At 58.4% G+C, this 17,825-nt stretch carries 18 protein-coding genes; 7 read left to right on the top strand and 11 right to left on the bottom strand.

The features are described from left to right. Positions 1 to 23 precede the first annotated feature (23 nt). The 4 genes from ACRBB0_RS04250 to ACRBB0_RS04235 form a co-directional block, all read right to left on the bottom strand. A complete protein-coding gene (locus ACRBB0_RS04250; RefSeq protein ID WP_431373155.1) occupies positions 24 to 158 on the bottom strand; it encodes an aa3-type cytochrome c oxidase subunit IV in 135 nt (44 codons plus the stop codon). 102 nt (positions 159 to 260) lie between these two features. After that, positions 261 to 719, bottom strand: a complete 459-nt coding sequence (locus ACRBB0_RS04245) for a DUF6173 family protein (RefSeq protein ID WP_431373154.1) — start codon at positions 717 to 719, stop codon at positions 261 to 263. Between the two features lie 116 nt (positions 720 to 835). Next, positions 836 to 1,867 (bottom strand): MBL fold metallo-hydrolase, encoded by a 1,032-nt coding sequence (locus ACRBB0_RS04240; RefSeq protein WP_431373153.1) that lies wholly within the window; start codon positions 1,865 to 1,867, stop codon positions 836 to 838. A 9-nt stretch (positions 1,868 to 1,876) separates the two neighbouring features. After that, complete coding sequence (locus ACRBB0_RS04235; protein WP_431373152.1) at positions 1,877 to 3,577, bottom strand: acyl-CoA dehydrogenase; 1,701 nt, start codon at positions 3,575 to 3,577, stop codon at positions 1,877 to 1,879. Positions 3,578 to 3,700: 123 nt separating this feature from the next. Here ACRBB0_RS04235 and ACRBB0_RS04230 point away from each other — a divergent pair, with 123 nt between their 5' ends. Beyond that, on the top strand, positions 3,701 to 4,648 hold the full coding sequence (locus tag ACRBB0_RS04230) for an L-threonylcarbamoyladenylate synthase (protein ID WP_431373151.1): 948 nt from the start codon (positions 3,701 to 3,703) through the stop codon (positions 4,646 to 4,648). Here the strand turns inward: ACRBB0_RS04230 and ACRBB0_RS04225 are convergent. Together ACRBB0_RS04225 and ACRBB0_RS04220 are read right to left on the bottom strand one after the other, a co-directional pair. Continuing rightward, positions 4,623 to 4,967, bottom strand: coding sequence for a hypothetical protein (locus tag ACRBB0_RS04225; RefSeq protein ID WP_431373150.1), 345 nt, complete (start codon positions 4,965 to 4,967; stop codon positions 4,623 to 4,625). The genes ACRBB0_RS04230 and ACRBB0_RS04225 overlap by 26 nt on opposite strands. Positions 4,968 to 5,031: 64 nt before the next feature. Then, positions 5,032 to 5,613 (bottom strand): YqgE/AlgH family protein, encoded by a 582-nt coding sequence (locus tag ACRBB0_RS04220; protein WP_431373149.1) that lies wholly within the window; start codon positions 5,611 to 5,613, stop codon positions 5,032 to 5,034. 162 nt (positions 5,614 to 5,775) lie between these two features. On the opposite strand from ACRBB0_RS04220, the gene ACRBB0_RS04215 reads away from it, so the two are divergent. Next, positions 5,776 to 6,642, top strand: coding sequence for a protein-disulfide reductase DsbD domain-containing protein (locus ACRBB0_RS04215; RefSeq protein ID WP_431373148.1), 867 nt, complete (start codon positions 5,776 to 5,778; stop codon positions 6,640 to 6,642). Positions 6,643 to 6,651: 9 nt separating this feature from the next. Here ACRBB0_RS04215 and ACRBB0_RS04210 read toward each other — a convergent pair whose 3' ends face one another. The 5 genes from ACRBB0_RS04210 to ACRBB0_RS04190 all read right to left on the bottom strand — a co-directional run bounded on the left by ACRBB0_RS04210 (position 6,652) and on the right by ACRBB0_RS04190 (position 13,680). Then, positions 6,652 to 10,041, bottom strand: coding sequence for an efflux RND transporter permease subunit (locus ACRBB0_RS04210; RefSeq protein ID WP_431373147.1), 3,390 nt, complete (start codon positions 10,039 to 10,041; stop codon positions 6,652 to 6,654). A gap of 3 nt (positions 10,042 to 10,044) precedes the next feature. Further along, a complete protein-coding gene (locus ACRBB0_RS04205; protein ID WP_431373146.1) occupies positions 10,045 to 11,502 on the bottom strand; it encodes an efflux RND transporter periplasmic adaptor subunit in 1,458 nt (485 codons plus the stop codon). Positions 11,503 to 11,587: 85 nt separating this feature from the next. Then, positions 11,588 to 12,130, bottom strand: coding sequence for a molybdenum cofactor biosynthesis protein B (gene moaB / locus ACRBB0_RS04200; RefSeq protein WP_431373145.1), 543 nt, complete (start codon positions 12,128 to 12,130; stop codon positions 11,588 to 11,590). Positions 12,131 to 12,289: 159 nt separating this feature from the next. Next, positions 12,290 to 12,898: a LysE family translocator gene (locus tag ACRBB0_RS04195; protein ID WP_431373144.1), complete on the bottom strand. Its 609-nt coding sequence runs from the start codon at positions 12,896 to 12,898 to the stop codon at positions 12,290 to 12,292. Further along, entirely contained in the window at positions 12,895 to 13,680 is a 786-nt protein-coding gene (locus ACRBB0_RS04190; RefSeq protein WP_431373143.1) for a uracil-DNA glycosylase, read from the bottom strand. Before ACRBB0_RS04190 ends, ACRBB0_RS04195 begins: the two co-directional genes overlap by 4 nt. A gap of 179 nt (positions 13,681 to 13,859) precedes the next feature. On the opposite strand from ACRBB0_RS04190, the gene ACRBB0_RS04185 reads away from it, so the two are divergent. From ACRBB0_RS04185 to plsY, 5 genes are read left to right on the top strand one after another with little or no spacing between them, the layout of a single operon-like run. Then, a complete protein-coding gene (locus ACRBB0_RS04185; protein ID WP_431373142.1) occupies positions 13,860 to 14,810 on the top strand; it encodes an aspartate carbamoyltransferase catalytic subunit in 951 nt (316 codons plus the stop codon). After that, positions 14,810 to 15,349, top strand: coding sequence for an aspartate carbamoyltransferase catalytic subunit (locus ACRBB0_RS04180; protein ID WP_431373141.1), 540 nt, complete (start codon positions 14,810 to 14,812; stop codon positions 15,347 to 15,349). The genes ACRBB0_RS04185 and ACRBB0_RS04180 overlap by 1 nt, the downstream gene beginning before the upstream one ends. Next, positions 15,346 to 15,741 (top strand): hypothetical protein, encoded by a 396-nt coding sequence (locus ACRBB0_RS04175; RefSeq protein ID WP_431373140.1) that lies wholly within the window; start codon positions 15,346 to 15,348, stop codon positions 15,739 to 15,741. The genes ACRBB0_RS04180 and ACRBB0_RS04175 overlap by 4 nt, the downstream gene beginning before the upstream one ends. Next, the gene (gene pyrC, locus ACRBB0_RS04170) at positions 15,738 to 17,018 is read left to right on the top strand and encodes a dihydroorotase (protein WP_431373139.1); all 1,281 of its coding nucleotides are present in this window, start codon (positions 15,738 to 15,740) and stop codon (positions 17,016 to 17,018) included. The genes ACRBB0_RS04175 and pyrC overlap by 4 nt, the downstream gene beginning before the upstream one ends. A gap of 15 nt (positions 17,019 to 17,033) precedes the next feature. Beyond that, positions 17,034 to 17,639, top strand: a complete 606-nt coding sequence (plsY, locus tag ACRBB0_RS04165) for a glycerol-3-phosphate 1-O-acyltransferase PlsY (RefSeq protein ID WP_431373138.1) — start codon at positions 17,034 to 17,036, stop codon at positions 17,637 to 17,639. Positions 17,640 to 17,825 lie beyond the last annotated feature (186 nt).

The raw sequence follows: 17,825 nt of genomic DNA, 5'->3' as shown, positions 1-17,825 counted from the left end.
CATACTATTGAACAAAATGCGCCTTAGGCACCAAACAAGATCAAAATGACAACAATCACAAAGATCGCCATCAAGCTGCGAATGGTGAAATTGATGAAACCATCAAAGGTTTTTTCCTGCACAGAGATATCCATGCTGCCATGCTTATGTTCGGCCATGTGTGTCGTCCTATTCTTGTCGTGTATTCTAAGCGTTTCCAGCCGGAGTTAGCGCATTTTTGCCGATCTGTCACCGGTGCAAAACTGCGCAGTTGTCGCGGCTCACTTGTTGCCCAACTCGCTTGCCAATTGAAATCCGATCCGCCGCGGTGGGCTGTTGTCTTCTTTGGCGGATTTGGGCAGCGCCCGCAAAATAACGCTAAGCTGGCTTACATGTTGGATCAGCTGCGTCCGTGCGCCGGTCGGATCAGTTCCATAAAAAGTCACGATGTCGGGGTCGAAAAAGCCCAGGCCTTCGATCCGCAAAACACCGGCATCGCCGCCCGCAAAGCCCATGGCAACTTCATGTTCATTGTCGAGCTGCTTTTCGAAGTTCTGAATATAGAGAATCAGCCGTTCATAGGCCCATTCCGCCGGGCTTTTCTGTTTGACCGGTTTTTGCGTCACCGCATCGGGAAGATCATCCGTCTGCATGGCCCCGCCTTCGGTATGAACCTCTATCCGGCGTGGTATGGCATCGGCCTCATGGGCTTCGGCTGCGGTGGCAATTGGGTCGGTCATAAAATCCCCTCACTGGCGGCAAAGACACCGCTCGGAAACTGTCTCACATCCCTGAGTGGCAAAGAATCACAATAGATGCCAGACCCGATCAACTTTTTGTAAGTATCAGATGCAGGTTAAGTGGCCTCAAAGACCCAAGCCCCATCCTCTCTAAGGCTGCGTGTCGCCCGGCCGTCGTGCCAAAGATGCAGGCAATGTGCCATGGCTTCGACCAAGGCCAACCCATATTCACCGCCGCTGATATTGCGCCTAAACAGCGGAATAAAACACTCACCCGCCGATTTCGGCGTGTCCAGATGTGTCACCAGCCGGTCCAGCGCACCATGATGGTTGTCAATAAGCTGCCGCATCCGCTGCGGCACGCCGGTAAAGGGCAATTTATGCCCGCCCAGCGCCAGATGCTCGGGCCGCGCCAGTTTCGACAATCGTTCACAAGACTCGAGCCATTCGCCCACCGGATCGGCCTCGGGTTGTGTGGCATAGACCCCGAGATTAGAGCTGATCGACGGTAGGATTTGATCCCCCGCCAAGACCAGGTCGCAATCACGCGACCACAGCGTTGCGTGCTCAGGTGCGTGACCATTGCCAATGTGCACGTCCCAGTCGCGCCCGCCCACCCGGATCACGTCATCCTGCTTGATCCGGGTAAAACCCAGCGGCATCTCATAGACGCAATCGGCAAAGTTGAACGGTCGCCCCGCCTGTCGTTCAGCCAGCTCCCCGGCCTCCATACCGCAGCATTTCCAATAGGTTACGGTCTCTTCGGTCGGTAACTCCTGGACATCCAGTTGCAACATCCGCGCCATCAACCACCCGGTGCGTGTCATCACCAACTCGGCCCCATGTTCCTTTTGGAACCATCCGGCTAGCCCGATGTGATCCGGGTGATGATGCGTGCCAATGACCCGGCGCACCGGCTTGCCCTTAAGCGGCCCAGCCAGCGTATCTTGCCAAATCTGGCGTGATTTGCGGGTGCTGAACCCCGTGTCGACAATGGTCCAGCCGTCGCCATCATCCAGCGCATAGAGATTAACGTGATCAAGCTTCATCGGCAGCGGCTGGCGCAGCCACAACACCCCGTCAGCAACTTCAATGGCCTCACCCGGTGCGGGCGGCGTTTCAAACGGGTAGCGGATCACATCTGTCATACTGCTCCCTTACACCGCCAGATCGCTGGGCGAAATAGCCATCAGATCGGTTGCCCCTTCGCGGGCATGCGCCAGCAATCCGCCGTGCTCTGGCAACATCCGAGTGATATAGAACCGTGCCAATTTCGCTTCGGCCCCGTCCGGTTTGGCCATCGCGGCACATAGGTGGAAATACCCGCCCAAAACCCGCGCAAACCCGCTCAGGAAAGGCACCGCAACCGCGAACCTATCCGTCATGTCGCGCGCAACCAGGGCCTCAGTGGTTTCGCGCAGGTTCTCGGACGCCTGCCAAACCGGTTCGGCCAGTTCTGGCATCGCCGCCCGCGCGCCTTCGGCAAAGGCTTCGATTTCATCAAGCAAACGATATGCCGCCTCTCCGCCATCCATCAATTTGCGGCCAACCAAATCCATCGCCTGAATGCCGTTGGTACCTTCGTAGATCGACGTCACCCGCACGTCGCGCACATATTGCGCCGCGCCGGTTTCCTCAATAAATCCCATGCCGCCATGCACTTGCAGCCCCATATTGGCCACTGCACTCCCGGTATCAGTGCCAAAGGCCTTGGCGATCGGGGTCAAAAACGCCGCTCGCGCCTGCCATTCCGCGTCACCGGTTGCGTTGCCCATGTCAATCGCCACCGCCAATGACAGCGCAATCGCACGCGCTGCGAATGTATCGGCCTTCATCGTCGCCAGCATCCGGCGCACATCCGCATGACCGATAATCGTGCCCTCAGCGCTGCGGCCTTGTTTGCGTTCATTGGCATAGGCCAACGCCTGCTGATAGGCGCGCTCGGCGATACCGACGCCCTGCACCCCAACACCCAGACGCGCGTTGTTCATCATCGTGAACATTGCCCGCATCCCGTCATGCTCGTGGCCAATCAGCCAGCCTTTTGCACCTTCAAAAGACATCACACAGGTCGGGCTGCCATGCAGGCCCAGCTTATGCTCAAGGCTCACCACCTTGAGGCTATTGGCGACACCCGGTTTGCCATCCGCATCGGGAATATGGCGCGGCACCAAAAACAGGCTGATCCCCTTGGTTCCCGGCACCCCATCGGGCAAGCGCGCCAGCACCAGATGGCACACATTCTCGGTGAAATCATTGTCACCCCAGCTGATGAAAATCTTTTGCCCGGTGACGTTATAGGTGCCGTCGCCGTTTGGCTCGGCCTTCGACGACAAGGCCCCAACATCAGATCCGGCCTGCGGTTCGGTCAGGTTCATTGTCCCGGCCCATTCGCCTGTCACCAGCTTGGGCAGATACAGCGCCTTGATTTCATCACTGGCATGATGCTCCAGCGCTTCGATCTGGCCCTGTGTCATCAGCGGGTTCAGATGCAGCGCCATGCAGGACGACACCATCATGTCATTCACCGCGCTGGTCACCGTCATTGGAAGGCCCATGCCGCCATATTCCGGGTCAGCCGACACCGCGACCCAGCCACCATCCGCAATCGCACCATACCCTTCGGCAAAACCTTTGGACGAACGCAATTTGCCGTTCTCCAACACCGCCGGGTCCAGATCACCGTTGGCATTCAACGGGGCCAGCACCTCTTCGCACATCTTGGCCGCTTCGGTCAGAATCGCCTCAACCGTCTCCGTGGTGGCATCTGCAAAACGGTCGGTTCCAGCCACCGCATCAAAACCAACAACGTGGTTGAGCAGCAGACGAAAATCATCCAGCGGGGCACGGTATGTCATGGGGCCTCCCGTATGGCTTGGCATTGGCCAAGCGCTCTTGTAGCTAAAGGTGTCGACAATCAAAATGAATTGGCCTGCCGCCGCCTTCAACCGAAACGCGGCGTCACGGACATGAGGGCCACGATGGCAAATATCCCCACCGAGCGGCTTGGCCAAAGCGCCCAAGACCTGAGCCGCGCCGCCGAAATCCTCGCTCAGGGTGGCCTTGTCGCCTTTCCGACTGAGACGGTTTATGGTCTGGGTGCGGATGCGTGCAATGACCGTGCCGTCGCCCGCATTTACGAGGCCAAGGGCCGCCCAAGTTTCAACCCTTTGATTGTGCATTTGCCCTCGGTCGAGGCGGTCAAACGCCTTGTTATATGGTCCGATGCCGCCGATCTGGTCGCCCGCGCGTTTTGGACCGGCCCTTTAACCTTGGTTCTGCCGATCCGCCCCGATGCTGGCGTGTCCAAACTGGTCACAGCCGGTCTTGAGACCTTGGCCGTGCGCATTCCAGCCGCGCCTTTGGCGCAAGATCTTTTGGCGGAATTTGGTGGCCCGGTGGCGGCACCCTCGGCAAATACGTCAGGTCACATCAGCCCGACCCGTGCCGTCCATGTCCAAAATGACCTAACGGGCCGAATCGACGCGGTGCTGGATGGCGGCGCGTGCTCGGTCGGTCTCGAATCAACGATCCTTGGCCTTGTCGGCGCGCCCATCTTGCTGCGGCCGGGCGGCGTGACCCGCGCCGAACTGGCCCAAGTGCTTGGCAAACCCGTTGCCACCCGCGACGAAGCCGCCGCCATCTCGGCCCCCGGTCAGATCAAATCGCATTACGCGCCGCGCGCTCAGGTGCGTCTCAATGCAACCGAATGGCGTGACGGCGAGTCCCGTCTTGGTTTTGGCACTGTTGAATGCGATCTCAACCTGTCACCCAGCGCCGATTTGACCGAAGCGGCGGCCAATCTGTTTGAATATCTGCACCAGTTGGATGCACGCGGCACCCCGACAATCGCCGTGTCGCCCATTCCCGACACCGGCATGGGCACCGCGATAAATGACCGGCTTAACCGGGCTGCAGCTGATCGCTAAAGCGAAGCGCTGCGACCAGATCAACCATGCCATCCGGCGTTGCCTCATAGTCGATCACCCGGATTGACGCATGATCCTCAGGATCGAACTGGCAAAGCTGAAACATGTCGTCATAGACTTCGATCTCAACCTTGGCCTCTGTCCAATTCAGGCACACAGTGGGCCAATCTCCGCGCCCGGCCCAATCCGGCCCGCCTCCCTTGCCGGCCCCCTTGATCATCCCAAGCAAGCGCGTCGCGTTTTCGATGGCCGTATCAGACGGTGCATTGTCCGGGTTCCAAGCGATACGGATGCTCGACCAAATGTCAGGAAGTGTCATAGATTTCATAAGCCCTTGACGTTGAGACGTTTGTTTTGGCGTGGCACGGCACCCTTGTGAACACTCATGCACGGCCACCCTCGGCCGATAGGGCCAAGGCCCCAACGCCCAATGTCTCAAGCGCAGCACTCCATTTCTCACCATCTGGCCGATCAAACACGATGCTCGGCTCGGATTCGCAAACCAGCCAACCATTTGCGGCGATTTCGCCCTCAAGCTGCCCCGGCCCCCAACCCGCATAGCCCAGCGCCATTATCCACTTGTTCGGCCCCTCGCCAGCACCCAAATCCTCAAGGATGTCTTGCGTGGCGGTCATATGGATATCGTCACGCACCTCGACGGTGGTCACCAGCGATTTGTAATCAGGCGTATGAAGCACAAATCCGCGCCCCATCTCGACCGGTCCACCAAAGTGCACCTGATGGTCCGCAAGATCGGCCTTCATATCAATCGACAACTGCGACAGCAGAGTCGGCATGTCCAACTCATCGCTGGATTTGTTGATGATCAACCCCATCGCGCCGTCGTCAGAATGATCACACATAAACACAACGCTAAGATCGAAACGGGGGTCTCCCATGCCTGGCATCGCGATAAGCATATGCCCGGTCAGGTTCGTCGGGGATGTCACGTCTTTCAACGTCATCGCGGGCCTTTCCAAGTAGATATCCCTCAGCATGGCCCGACAACGGCCACGGCGCAAGGGGAACAGGTGCCGCATGCACCCCTTACAACCATCAGGCGCATCACGCATCCTATCGCTGGAATGTGACTTTCATTTCGCCGCAAAAACCCCCATGTCAAAGGAATGAAAACCTCTGCCTTGTCCATTGCCCGCCCCAATTTTCACTCCTGTGGTCGCACACTTGCCGGCCTGATCGCCCCCATGATGGCCCCCATGATGGCGGCAATGATCACGCCGTCGCTCACAGCTGCGGAAAGCTATGAAAATGTCATCCGGGCTGAGCTGCGCCCCGGCTGGCGTATGGCCGATGGTTCCCATATGGCCGCGCTTCATCTTGAGCTCGCCCCCGGTTGGAAAACCTACTGGCGTGCGCCGGGTGACGCGGGCATTCCGCCACAATTCCGCTGGAAACGCGCCAAAGGCACCCAAAGTGTCCGTGTGCATTGGCCCGCCCCCGAGGTGTTTCACCAATCTGGCATGCGCTCGGTCGGCTATTCCGGCTCAGTCACATTGCCTCTGCGCGTTCAGCTGAACAAGTCTGGCGACACTCGTCTGAAAGGCGTCATCGACATTGGCATCTGCAAAGAGGTCTGCTTGCCGCACCGTGTCCGCGTCGAAGCTGTCTTGCCTGCCGCCCAAACCAAACCAGACCCAACCATCGCCGCCGCCCTCGCGGATGAGCCCTATGGTGCCGAAGATGCGGGCGTTTCGAACGTGTCTTGTTCGGTCTCCCCCGCGACCAGCGGGCTGACAGTCCGGGCACAAATCGCCATGCCCAAGGGAACAGGCCGCGAAGAAACCGTGATCGAAACCGCCAACCCCGAAATCTGGGTCGGTGAACCAAAAACATGGTGGGAAGGCAGCCGCCTTATGGCCGAGGCGCAAATGGCCCATATGAACGGCGACGCTTTTGCGCTGGATCGCTCACGTTTGAGAATCACGGTTTTGGGTGGCTCCATGCCGGTCGATATTCGCGGCTGTGACGGCTAGGGCGCGACCTTAGCTGCGCATCATCCGTTTGACGCCGATGCCAACACCACCCAACACGTAAAACACCAGGCTCAGCACCCCAACCCCGAGCACAAACAAGCCAAAGGCCGCAATGTTCGGGGCCATCTGAGCCAGCGGCCCTTGCGCCAGCTGCGCAGGCAATCCGCCATACACCGCCGTGTGCCCCAATGTTGCGGCCAACCAGGCCAGCACCCCGGCCATCCCCAACAGCATCCAAAGCCGAATCGCCATGCCGCGAAACCGCAGCCCGCGTTTCAGCGCCGCCACATAGCGGGCCACATCATGCTGGATCGCCACCAAGGCCGGCACCACCAACAAAACCAAAATCATCCCAAAGCCCAAGCCATAAACCAAGGTGATCACCGTCGGTTTCAAAAACTGCGCCTGCGCCGAACGTTCCGTCAAAAGCGGCGCAAGGCCCAAAACCGTTGTGGCGGTGGTCAAAAACACCGGTCTCAAGCGGTCTGCCACGCCGTCAATGATTGACGGAACAAGGCCGCGATCGGCGGCGTATTCATCAATCTGGGTCACCAAAACAATGGAATCGTTGATAATAATCCCGGTCATTCCCAACAACCCAACCACGGTAAACATGCTGAGCGGGACATCCCAATAGGCGTGCCCATAGATGGTGCCAACCAGTCCAAACGGAATAATCGCCATCACCACCAAAGGCCGCGTCCAGCTGGCAAAGACCCAGGACAAAACCAGATAAATCCCCAAAAGAACCAAGATCAGGCCGTTTCTGGCATCATTGAGAAAATCGTTTTCCTGCTCGCTCAGACCCGAAATATTGTATTCAACCTGTCGCTCTGTCGCGATGGCGGGCAGGATTTCGTCTTGTAAAATCGTTATGATCTCGGTCGCGCGGGCCGGATCGTCTTCTGACAAATCCCCGGTGACAGAAATCACCCGAATGCCATTTTCACGCCGGACCGTCGAAAACCCGGTGCGCCGTTCAACACTGACAATATCGGCCAGCGGCACATAGGCACCTTCGGGCGTCCGCATCCGAGATCTCTCCAGAAAATCCGCCGTGAGCTCACCGGTCGGAAGTTCCACCCGGATCGCAGCACTGCGCGGCCCGTCTGGATATGTCGCCGCTTCGATCCCGCCCAGCCGGTCGCGCAACACCCGCCCCAGCCCATCAATTTCAAAACCAAGCGCCTTGCCTTGTGCGGTCAGCTCAAGGATCAGCTCTTCTTTGTCATAGGCCAGATTGTCTTCGACCGCCGAAATCTCGGAAAACTGTGCGACGGCGGTTTGTAAATCCTCTGACGCCGCCTTGAGCACCTCTGAAGACGCACCATAAAACTCAACATCCAGCGCGTCGCCACCGGGCCCGGATCGCCAACCGCGAAATGTCAGCGTTTCAACAAGCGGATGGCGCGGCACGCGGTCTTGCAGCTCTCCGACAAAGGAAAAGCTTGAATAGGGGCGCAGGTCTGCATCAATCAATTCTATCGAAATGCCGCCCAGCTGATCCAAATCCTTGGTGTCCGCCCCACGCAATCCGCGCCCCGAATTACCACCAACTTCTGCCACGACATAAAGCAGCGGGTTGCGGCCGTGTTTCTCTTCGTATTCCGCAGCAAGCTCTTCTGTCGCCACTTGGAACATCCGCATTTGTTCCAGCGAATCCGCCCGTGTCGCCCCCGGAGCCATGGCAAAGTTCCCGGTGACCGAAGCGCGTTCAGGCGCGTTGAAAAAGCGCCATTGCACATCTCCGCTAATGAGCAAAACCACTTGGCTCGCCAAGGCAACAACCGCCCCGGCAATCACCACATAACGGGCCGCCACAATCACACGCATAAACGGGCGGAACAACCGGTCGCGCACAAAACAAAATCCACGATCCACAATCCGTGACGGCCAATCATACCAATGCTCTTGCGCCGAATGTTTGAGAGCTTGGGCCATGTGATGCGGCAAAATCAAAAAGCATTCGACCAGCGAAGCCAGCAAGACCACAATCACGGTAAAGGGAATATCGGCGATCATATCGCCAAACCGACCACCAATCGCCGTCAGCCCGAAAAACGCAATCACCGTGGTCAGGGTTGCGGAAAACACCGGCAACGCCATGCGCCGCGCCGCAGTTTCCGCCGCTTCGTAGGGGCTCAGGCCACGTTTCGACAGATGGTCGGAATGCTCGCCCACCACAATCGCGTCATCCACGACAATCCCAAGCGTGATAATCAGCGCAAAGAGAGAGATCATGTTGATCGTCAGCCCCGACAGATACATCAACGCCAAGGCCGCCAGCATCGCGGTGGGAATGCCCGCCGCGACCCAAAGAGCGGTGCGCGCATTGAGGAACAAGAACAACAGCGCAACAACCATGGCCAACCCGGTCAACCCATTATCGAGCAAGATATCAAGCCGCCCCGAAATCGCCTCAGCCCGCGTGCGGATCAGATCAATGCGGACGCCATCGGGCAGAGAGGCTTCGAACTCATCCGCCACGTCCTGAACCGCATGCTGAATTCCGATAGCGTCACCTTGGGCGGTGCGGTCGACACGGATCGAAATCGCCGGATTGTTCCCGACAAAATAACTACGCTGGCGGTCGATTCCTTCGACCTCAATCCGGGCCACATCGGCCACAGTCAATTTGGACCCATCCGCGTAGGAGCGTAACGCAATCCCGCCAATATCGCGCGCTGTGCGTTTTTCGACGCCGGTGCGCACCCGTGCCCCTGCGCTGCCCACATCGCCCGCCGGATCGGTATCCACCTCGGCGGCGATGGCCGTTGCGATGTCACGCATCGTTATGTCAAAGGCGATCAAGTTGGCCGATGGCACCTCGATCACGGTTTCGGGCGCAGCAAGGCCCCGGATCGTTGTCCGGGTCACCCCTTCGGCAAACAACCGAACCACCAATTCATCCGAGAACCGCGCCAATTGGTCTACGCCGACTGGCCCGGTGATCACCAGATCGGTGACCCTGTCGCGCCAGGCCGCCCGCCGAACCTTGGGGTCATCGGCGTCTTCGGGCAATGTTGTCACCGCATCGACCGCTGATTGCACATCATCCGCTGCACGGGCCATGTCCCAGCCAGGCTCAAACTCCAGCGCAATAACGGCACTGCCTTCGCTTGACGACGCGCCCGATTGTTCAACCCCTTCGACCGCCAAAAGCGCAGGCTCAAGCACCTGCACAATCGCAGCGTCCACATCCTCGGCACCCGCACCGTCCCACGTGACGCGCACCGTCACATCATCCAGAACCACATCAGGAAAGAACTGCGCCCGCATATTCGGCGCGGCCATCAGACCGGCGGCGATCAGCACCACAAGCACCAAATTGGCCAGTGTGGGGTGACGGGTAAAGTAGCTTAAAATGCCGCCCGCGGCCTTGGTGACCCGTCGCGCCATGGCTTAGCCCCCCATCCGCGATTCAATGCGTTCCACCATCTGCATCGGCACCGACGGTTTTTCGAGCTGGCCCAAGATCCGCGACTTGGCTTCGGCTGGCATCCGTTGATTGGCCTCAACAAAAGCGCGGATTTTGGCGCGCCGTTCATCCGTGAGTTCAACCATTTCGGGGCCCGCATCTGCCGCATCGGCATCACGACGAATGGGTTTGACACGAATCCCCGCCCCCAAAAGCGGCGTGCGCTCCGCCACAACTTCGCGCCCCGTTAAATCACGCGAACGGATCAACACATCATCGCCTTGTCGCCTCAGCAAGGTCACCGGAACCACTTCCAACCGGCTATCATCGTTAATCGCCAGCACCTCAGATGCCGCATTCAGCGCCGATGACGGCAATCGCGCCACGCGCCGCAGCTCGGGCTCTTGCAACTTCACCGTCACAAAATCACCGGGTTTAAACCCGCGCGGCGCTTCCAGATCGGCAAACAAAAGCCGCCCGGTCTGCCCTTCGCCCACCGCCGCACCTTCGCGGCTCAGCTGACCGCTGGTCGAAATATTGGTGCCAAACACATCCAACGTCACCGTCACCGGTGCCTCGCGCAAGCGGCCGTTCTCGTCCAAAAGCCGCGCATATTGCTGGGTCGACACCCGAAATGCGACCTCGAGCAGCTCCGGGTCAACCAGTTGTGCCAGACGCTCATTCGCCGACACCAACCGTCCGGCCACCACCGTCACATCCGACAATGTCCCGGCAAACTTGGCCCGAATTTCGGTATCAACCAATAGGCGCTCGGCCTCTTCCTTGGCAATATCGGCCCGGCGCAATCGGGTCACCGCCTGATCAATCCGCGATTCCGCTGTGGCCACCGCGCGGCGATGCGTCAACACCGCCTGGGTCGCAGATGACAACGCCAGCTCCGCCGTTTCAACCGCCGCCGCAGTACCGACCCGACGGTCCTTGAGATCATTTTGCCGCTTAAGCGCCTGTTCCCGCAGGCCAACCTGCTCTTGCGCCGCCTTCAACTCATCCTTGGCAATGTCGAGCGCCCGCGTCGCATCCCGCTGTTCGGCCTGCGCGTCCAGCACATCGCTTTCGGCCCGGTCAAGCGTCGATTGCGCGTGGGCCGGATCAACCTGCGCCAACAATTGCCCCGCCTCGACACGCCCACCCTCAACAAAAACCGGATCCAGTGACAACAAGGCCCCGCCTGCTGCCGCGCGCAATTCCAATGTGCGGCGGCTGTGAATCTCACCAAAGGCCGACAGTTCCGGCACCACGGGTCCGAATTCCACAGGCACCATATTCACCGCAAAAACCCGTTCGCGCGCCGGGCGCGAGCGAGGTTCCTCGTCCAAATAGGCTTGAACGGCGTCACGCACCATGATCCCTGCATAGGCAAGAAGTCCCAGTGCCATCGACACTAAGAACAGGCCAGTCAGGCTTTTGCGCAAAAAACGCATGGCTACCCTCGCTTTAGGCGGTTTCTATAAATGTAGCGGTCAGACGTAAAAATCCAAGTCACGCAGGGTTAAACGCGGCCCCGCATTATTTCCGTCGCTGATGTTCGTCCAAACGCGGAAAAATTTCGACGAAATTGCAAGGGCGGTGCCGATAATCGAGCTGAGCCTTTAAAATCTCGTCCCAAGCATCCTTGCATGCGCCCGGACTGCCCGGCAAAGCAAAAAGATACGTGCCACCGGCAACACCCCCCGTTGCCCGGCTTTGAACCGCCGAAGTGCCTATTTTTTGCATCGAAACGATGGTGAAGACCGTGCCAAACGCCTCAATCTCCTTTTCATAGACATCACGATGCGCCTCAACCGTCACGTCGCGCCCGGTCAACCCTGTGCCGCCGGTTGAGATGATCACATCTATCTCTGAATCGGCGATCCATTCGCGCAATTGGGCCGAAATCACATCGCGCTCATCTTGCACGATTCTACGATCAGCAAGGCTATGCCCCGCCTCTTCCAGTCGCGCCACCAGCGTATCGCCCGAACGATCCTCGGCCAATTTCCGGGTATCGCTCACGGTCAAGACTGCGATGCGGACCGGGATAAATTCTTTGCTTTCGTCAATGCGCGACATGGGGGTTCCTTAGCGGATGTTTGGGCGACTGTTCTGATCAAAGTCTTGACCCAGATCGCCATGGCTTCAATGCGACGTGTTAACCAAATGTAACGATCCAAGTGGCGATTTGGTCTGGGGGCAATATCCCCCAAACAAGCAGCGTTTTGTACATATTGCCTAGAGCGCCAGCCGAACCGCCAGCCCCCCGAACAAGGTTGCAGTGATCCATCGGGTCACGCGTTCGGTGGTGCTGCCTTGGGTCAAACGGTGCCGCATCTGCCCGGCAAATTGCCCAACCAACCCATTCACAACAAGCCCGCCAATCGCCAGCAATGTGCCAAAGATCAAGAACTGCGGCAGCACGGGGCGGCTTGGGTCAACAAATTGCGGGACAAAGGCGAGAATGAACAAAATAACCTTTGGATTCGTTAGGTTAACCATAAAGCCCTGCCAAGCCGCGCGGCTCGGGGTTAACGGTTTGGCGTCGGATGACCCAATCGGCGTGCGGAGGGTTTTCCAAGCAATATAAAGAAGATAGCCGACACCGGCCCACCGGATTACCTCAAAAGCGCTCGGATTTGCATTGACCAATGCGCCAAGGCCTATCCCCGCCAAAAACGTGTGCGCAAAGGCCCCCGCCGACACGCCCGCAGAGGCGGCCCAGCCCGGCCGCGCGCCGCCCCGAAGCCCTTGCGCCAAGCAAAACATCATATCCGCTCCGGGCGTGATGTTAAGCGCGAGGCCAGCCGGAATAAATGCAATCAAAACAATAGGATCAATGATCATCCCAGCCCCTCCAGCTTGGCCTTTATCTCTAACAGGTCAGACCAGCTTTCACGCTTGGCCGCCTGATTGCGCAACAAATAAGCCGGATGAAACATCGGCATTGCAGGCCGGCCTTCGGCTTGCGCCCATTGCCCCCGCAAACGGCTGATCCCGCGTTTACCCATTAGGGCCTGACAGGAAATATTTCCAACGATCACAATAAGTTCCGGATTTGCCAAGGCGATGTGGCGCTGTAAAAACGGCAACATCATCGCAATCTCTTCGGGTTTTGGATCGCGGTTTTGCGGCGGGCGCCATGGCAACACATTGGTGATATAGGCATTCGTGTCCCGCGACAGATCAATCGCGGCCAGCATCTTGTCCAAGAGCTGCCCGGCTCGGCCAACAAAAGGTTTGCCTTGCAAATCCTCGTCCCGCCCCGGTGCCTCTCCTATCAGCATGACTTTGGCCCCCGCCACCCCGTCAGCAAACACCAGATTGCGCGCGCCTTTCTTGAGCGGGCAATGCGGATAGTCGGCCATCGCCTGTTGCAAGGCTGGCAGGTCAGCGGCATTTTTCGCAGCCTTTACAGCGTCTTCGATGGGGTCGATCTTGGGCTCGGCCACACGGACAGGGGCCTGCCCCGGTTTGGGCATCGCCGCCGCAGCCTCTGCCTTGGCACGCGCCTCTTCCTCGGCTGCAAAACGATCTACGGGCGCGGAGAGGATTGCCTCATCCACACCCATTTCCGCCTGCCACTCCAACATGGCGCGCGCCGTATGCCAATCAATCGCCGAATCCATCGCGCCACTCTAACCCCCCTAGGCCGCAGAGGGAACGGCAAGAAATGCTGCGACGTGCAAAGGAGGATCGGGGCAAGGACAGGTGGGCCGAGTGTCACAGTGCTTATTCGCTCTTGTCCAAACCCTTGCCCAAGCCCGCTGCCCTTTCTATGAAGGCTCAAACCGTCAGGAGCCACCATATGCGTTTCGATCAACGCCACCTTCTCGGCATTGAGCCTCTTCGCCCCGACGAGATCACCACGATCCTCGATCTGGCCGACCAATACGTCACCTTTAACAGAAGCCGTGACAAACACGCCCATTCCCTTGCGGGCCTGACGCAGATCAACATGTTCTTCGAAAACTCGACCCGCACCCAAGCGAGCTTTGAAATCGCGGGTAAACGGCTTGGTGCGGATGTTATGAACATGGCGATGCAGGCCAGTTCGATCAAAAAGGGCGAAACCCTGATCGACACCGCCATGACCCTAAACGCCATGCACCCCGATCTTTTGGTCGTGCGGCACCCACATTCCGGCGCGGTCGATCTTTTGTCGCAAAAGGTGAATTGCGCCGTGCTCAATGCGGGTGACGGCAAACATGAACACCCGACTCAAGCGCTTTTGGATGCCCTCACCATCCGCCGCGCCAAGGGCCGCCTGCACCGGCTCAACATCGCCATTTGCGGCGATATTGCCCATAGTCGCGTGGCCCGGTCCAACATCTTGCTGTTGCATAAAATGGAAAACCGCATCCGTCTGGTCGGCCCGTCGACCCTGATGCCCTCGGGGATCGAACATTTTGGTGTCGAGGTCTACGACGACATGCGCAAGGGCCTCGATGGTGTTGACGTTGTCATGATGCTCCGTCTGCAGCGTGAGCGCATGGATGGTGGCTTCATCCCGTCGGAGCGTGAGTATTATCACCGCTATGGTCTTGATGCGGAAAAACTTTCCGTCGCCAAGGAGGATGCCATTGTCATGCATCCCGGCCCGATGAATCGCGGTGTCGAGATTGACGGCACGCTGGCTGACGACATCAACCGCTCTGTGATTCAGGATCAGGTCGAAATGGGTGTCGCCGTCCGTATGGCCGCGATGGACCTCTTGGCGCGCAATCTGCGGGCCAATCCCAAGGAGGTCATGGCCTGATGCAAATCGAGGTAAATGGATCAGACAACACGACCTTGCGTGTGTTCAAACTGGACCTCCCTGCCGAAGCGATTGAGCGGTTTACCGTTCAGGCTGGCACTGGGGAATGGCCGCTAAAATATGCACTGGGAGCGACAACCCTGCGCAATGGATTTGTCGATGTTGTTGATCTGCGCGATCTGGAAAAAATGCGCCTGTCGCAGTATTTGGCCGATGCCTATGGTCTGGCCGGTTCGGACTTCAAAGCAGAGCGCAATCAGCTCGACGCGCTTACGGGGCACTTGGTTATTCTGCCTGCCCAAGCCTTTGACAACACGTCTCAAACCCTGACCATTGCCCCGCAATTGCGCCTGATCGGCACCTATAATGAAACCGCGCCCAAACCGCGTGGGCCCAAGCTGCGCAGCGACGGGGTCAAGGGATTGTTGGGACAAGGGTCCGCCGATTTGCCAGACCGCAGCACGTCTCCGTTTTTGAAACTTGCGCTAGTTGGTCTGGGTATTTTGGCCCTTCTCATTCTGGCGGCGATCTTGCGATGACAGTTTTTTCAGCCGACCGCGCCACCTATATCAAAACGCACAAGATAATGGGCGTCGTAGCCATGGCACTTGGCTTTGGCGTGCTGTGGATTGCCGGGAACCCCCATGCCTGGACAGGTTTGGTGGGTGGTGCCGCCGCAGTTGCATTGCGCGGCTGGTACCTCAGCGACGAAGAGCTTGGCCATAGATGGGTCATGGAAAACGGCGTTTTAAGCGGCCCAGCGGAACGCCGGATTTTCCTATCCGATGTGGTCAAAGTCAAATCCATCGGATCTGCCGTACAGCTGATCACCACCGCCGGTGACAAACATCTGATCAAATTCCAAGAAGACCCGCAGGCCACGATCAACGCCATCAACGCCGCCCGCTCCGCCTCGGGAGAGACGACATGACCAAGACCCTGATAACCAACGCCAAATTAATCGACCCCGAAGGGGACAGTGTCGCGCTCGGCGCGCTTCTGATCGAAAATGGTGTGATTTCTGAACGGTTTGACACGCCAGACCCAAGCGTTTCCGATGCAGATATTGTGGATGCCAAGGGCAAATGCCTTGCGCCCGGTATTGTTGATATCGGGGTCAAGGTCGGCGAACCCGGCGAGCGCCACAAAGAGAGTTATGGCACCGCGGGCGAGGCCGCCGCAGCCGGGGGTGTCACCACGATTGTGACCCGCCCTGACACGATGCCCTGTATCGACACGCCCGAAGCGCTTGAATTTATCCGCCGCCGCGCCAACGAAGCCGCGCCTGTGCATGTGTTGCCAATGGCCGCGCTGACCAAAGGTCGCGAAGGCCGCGAGATGACCGAATTCGGGTTCTTGATGGATGCCGGGGCGGTTGCATTCACCGATTGCGACAACGTGGTGCGCGATACCAAAGTGTTGGCCCGTGCCTTCACCTATGCCCGGAGCCTTGATGCGCTTGTCATGGGCCACCCGCAAGAGCCGACATTGTCCAAAGGGGCTGCTGTCAGCTCAGGTAAATTCGCAACGTTGCGGGGCTTGCCTGCCGTGTCGCCGATGGCAGAGCGGATGGGATTGGATCGCGATATTGCTTTGGTTGAGATGACCGGCACGCGATACCATGCCGATGTAATCACCGCCGCACGCGCTTTGCCGTCGCTGGAACGCGCCAAGCGCAACGGCTTTGATGTCACGGCGGGGACGTCGATGCATCACCTGACATTGAATGAATTGGACGTCGCCGACTACCGCACCTTCTTTAAGGTCAAGCCGCCGCTACGATCCGAGGAAGATCGTCAGGCGATTGTGGCCGCGGTCCGCGACGGGCTGATCGATATTATTGGCTCCTTTCACACACCACAGGATGAGGAAAGCAAGCGGCTTCCCTATGAAGAAGCCGCGAGCGGTGCTGTCGGGCTTGAGACCATGCTACCCGTTCTGTTGCGCCTCTATCATTCCGGTGAATTGGAGCTGCCAACCCTGTTCCGCGCCCTGTCATTGAACCCGGCCAAGCGGCTTGGGCTTGCGGCCGGTCGGTTGGCCAAAGGGGCCCCTGCGGATCTCGTGCTGTTTGATGCTGACAAACCTTTTGTTCTTGATCGGTTCAAACTCAGGTCAAAATCCAAAAACACCCCCTTTGATAGCGCGCGTCTTCAGGGCAAAGTGCTGGGCACATGGGTCAGCGGCCAGCGGGTCTATGAGGCCTAAACAAAGGATACCGTGATGTTTAACACAGACCCGACCACCATCGTGATTTGGGCGCTTTTGGGGTATCTGCTTGGCTCTGTCCCGTTTGGCATTGTCATCACCCGGCTGTTTGGCCTGGGCGATCTACGCAAAATCGGATCGGGGAATATTGGCGCAACCAATGTTTTGCGCACCGGCAACAAACCGGCGGCATTGGCCACGTTGATCCTGGATTCTTCCAAAGGGGCCATTGCGGTTTTGATCGCCAAGGCCGTAACCGGTGACACCTCTGCCATGCAGATCGCAGGTTTTTTCGCCTTTGTCGGTCATTGTTACCCGATTTGGCTCAAATTCAAGGGCGGCAAAGGGGTTGCAACCTATCTTGGTGTTGTGCTGGCCGTTAGTTTTCCGGTTGGGTTGCTGTGCTGCGCCACATGGGCTGCGGCTTTTGCAATCACCCGTATTTCATCCGTAGGCGCCCTGACTGCGGCCATGTCGACCACCATCTGGATGTTTGTCATGGGCCGTGGTGATCTGCTGTTGATGGGGTTTTTGCTCACGCTTTTGATCTATTGGCGGCACCGCGAAAACATCGCACGGATCAAAGCCGGAACCGAGCCCAAGGTCGGGAAAAAGAAATAAGGGCGACCGGGCGTTCGCCCCCACTGCTCCGGGCGCAGCACCGGGCCTACCCCTTATGATTTCACAACTGCATCCAAATGCGCCGCGATGACTTGTGTCACCGGGGCGGGATGCGTGATGGGCAGCATATGCCCAGCTCCCTCCACAACAATTTCAGTGGCCTGCGGTATCCGCGCCATCAACTTT

This window comes from Pelagimonas sp. (assembly GCF_050633425.1).
In the GTDB taxonomy this organism is placed as follows: Bacteria; Pseudomonadota; Alphaproteobacteria; order Rhodobacterales; family Rhodobacteraceae; genus Pelagimonas.
The sequence above is the reverse complement of the archived record's forward strand: the minus strand, read 5'-3'. Positions and strand labels throughout refer to the sequence as shown.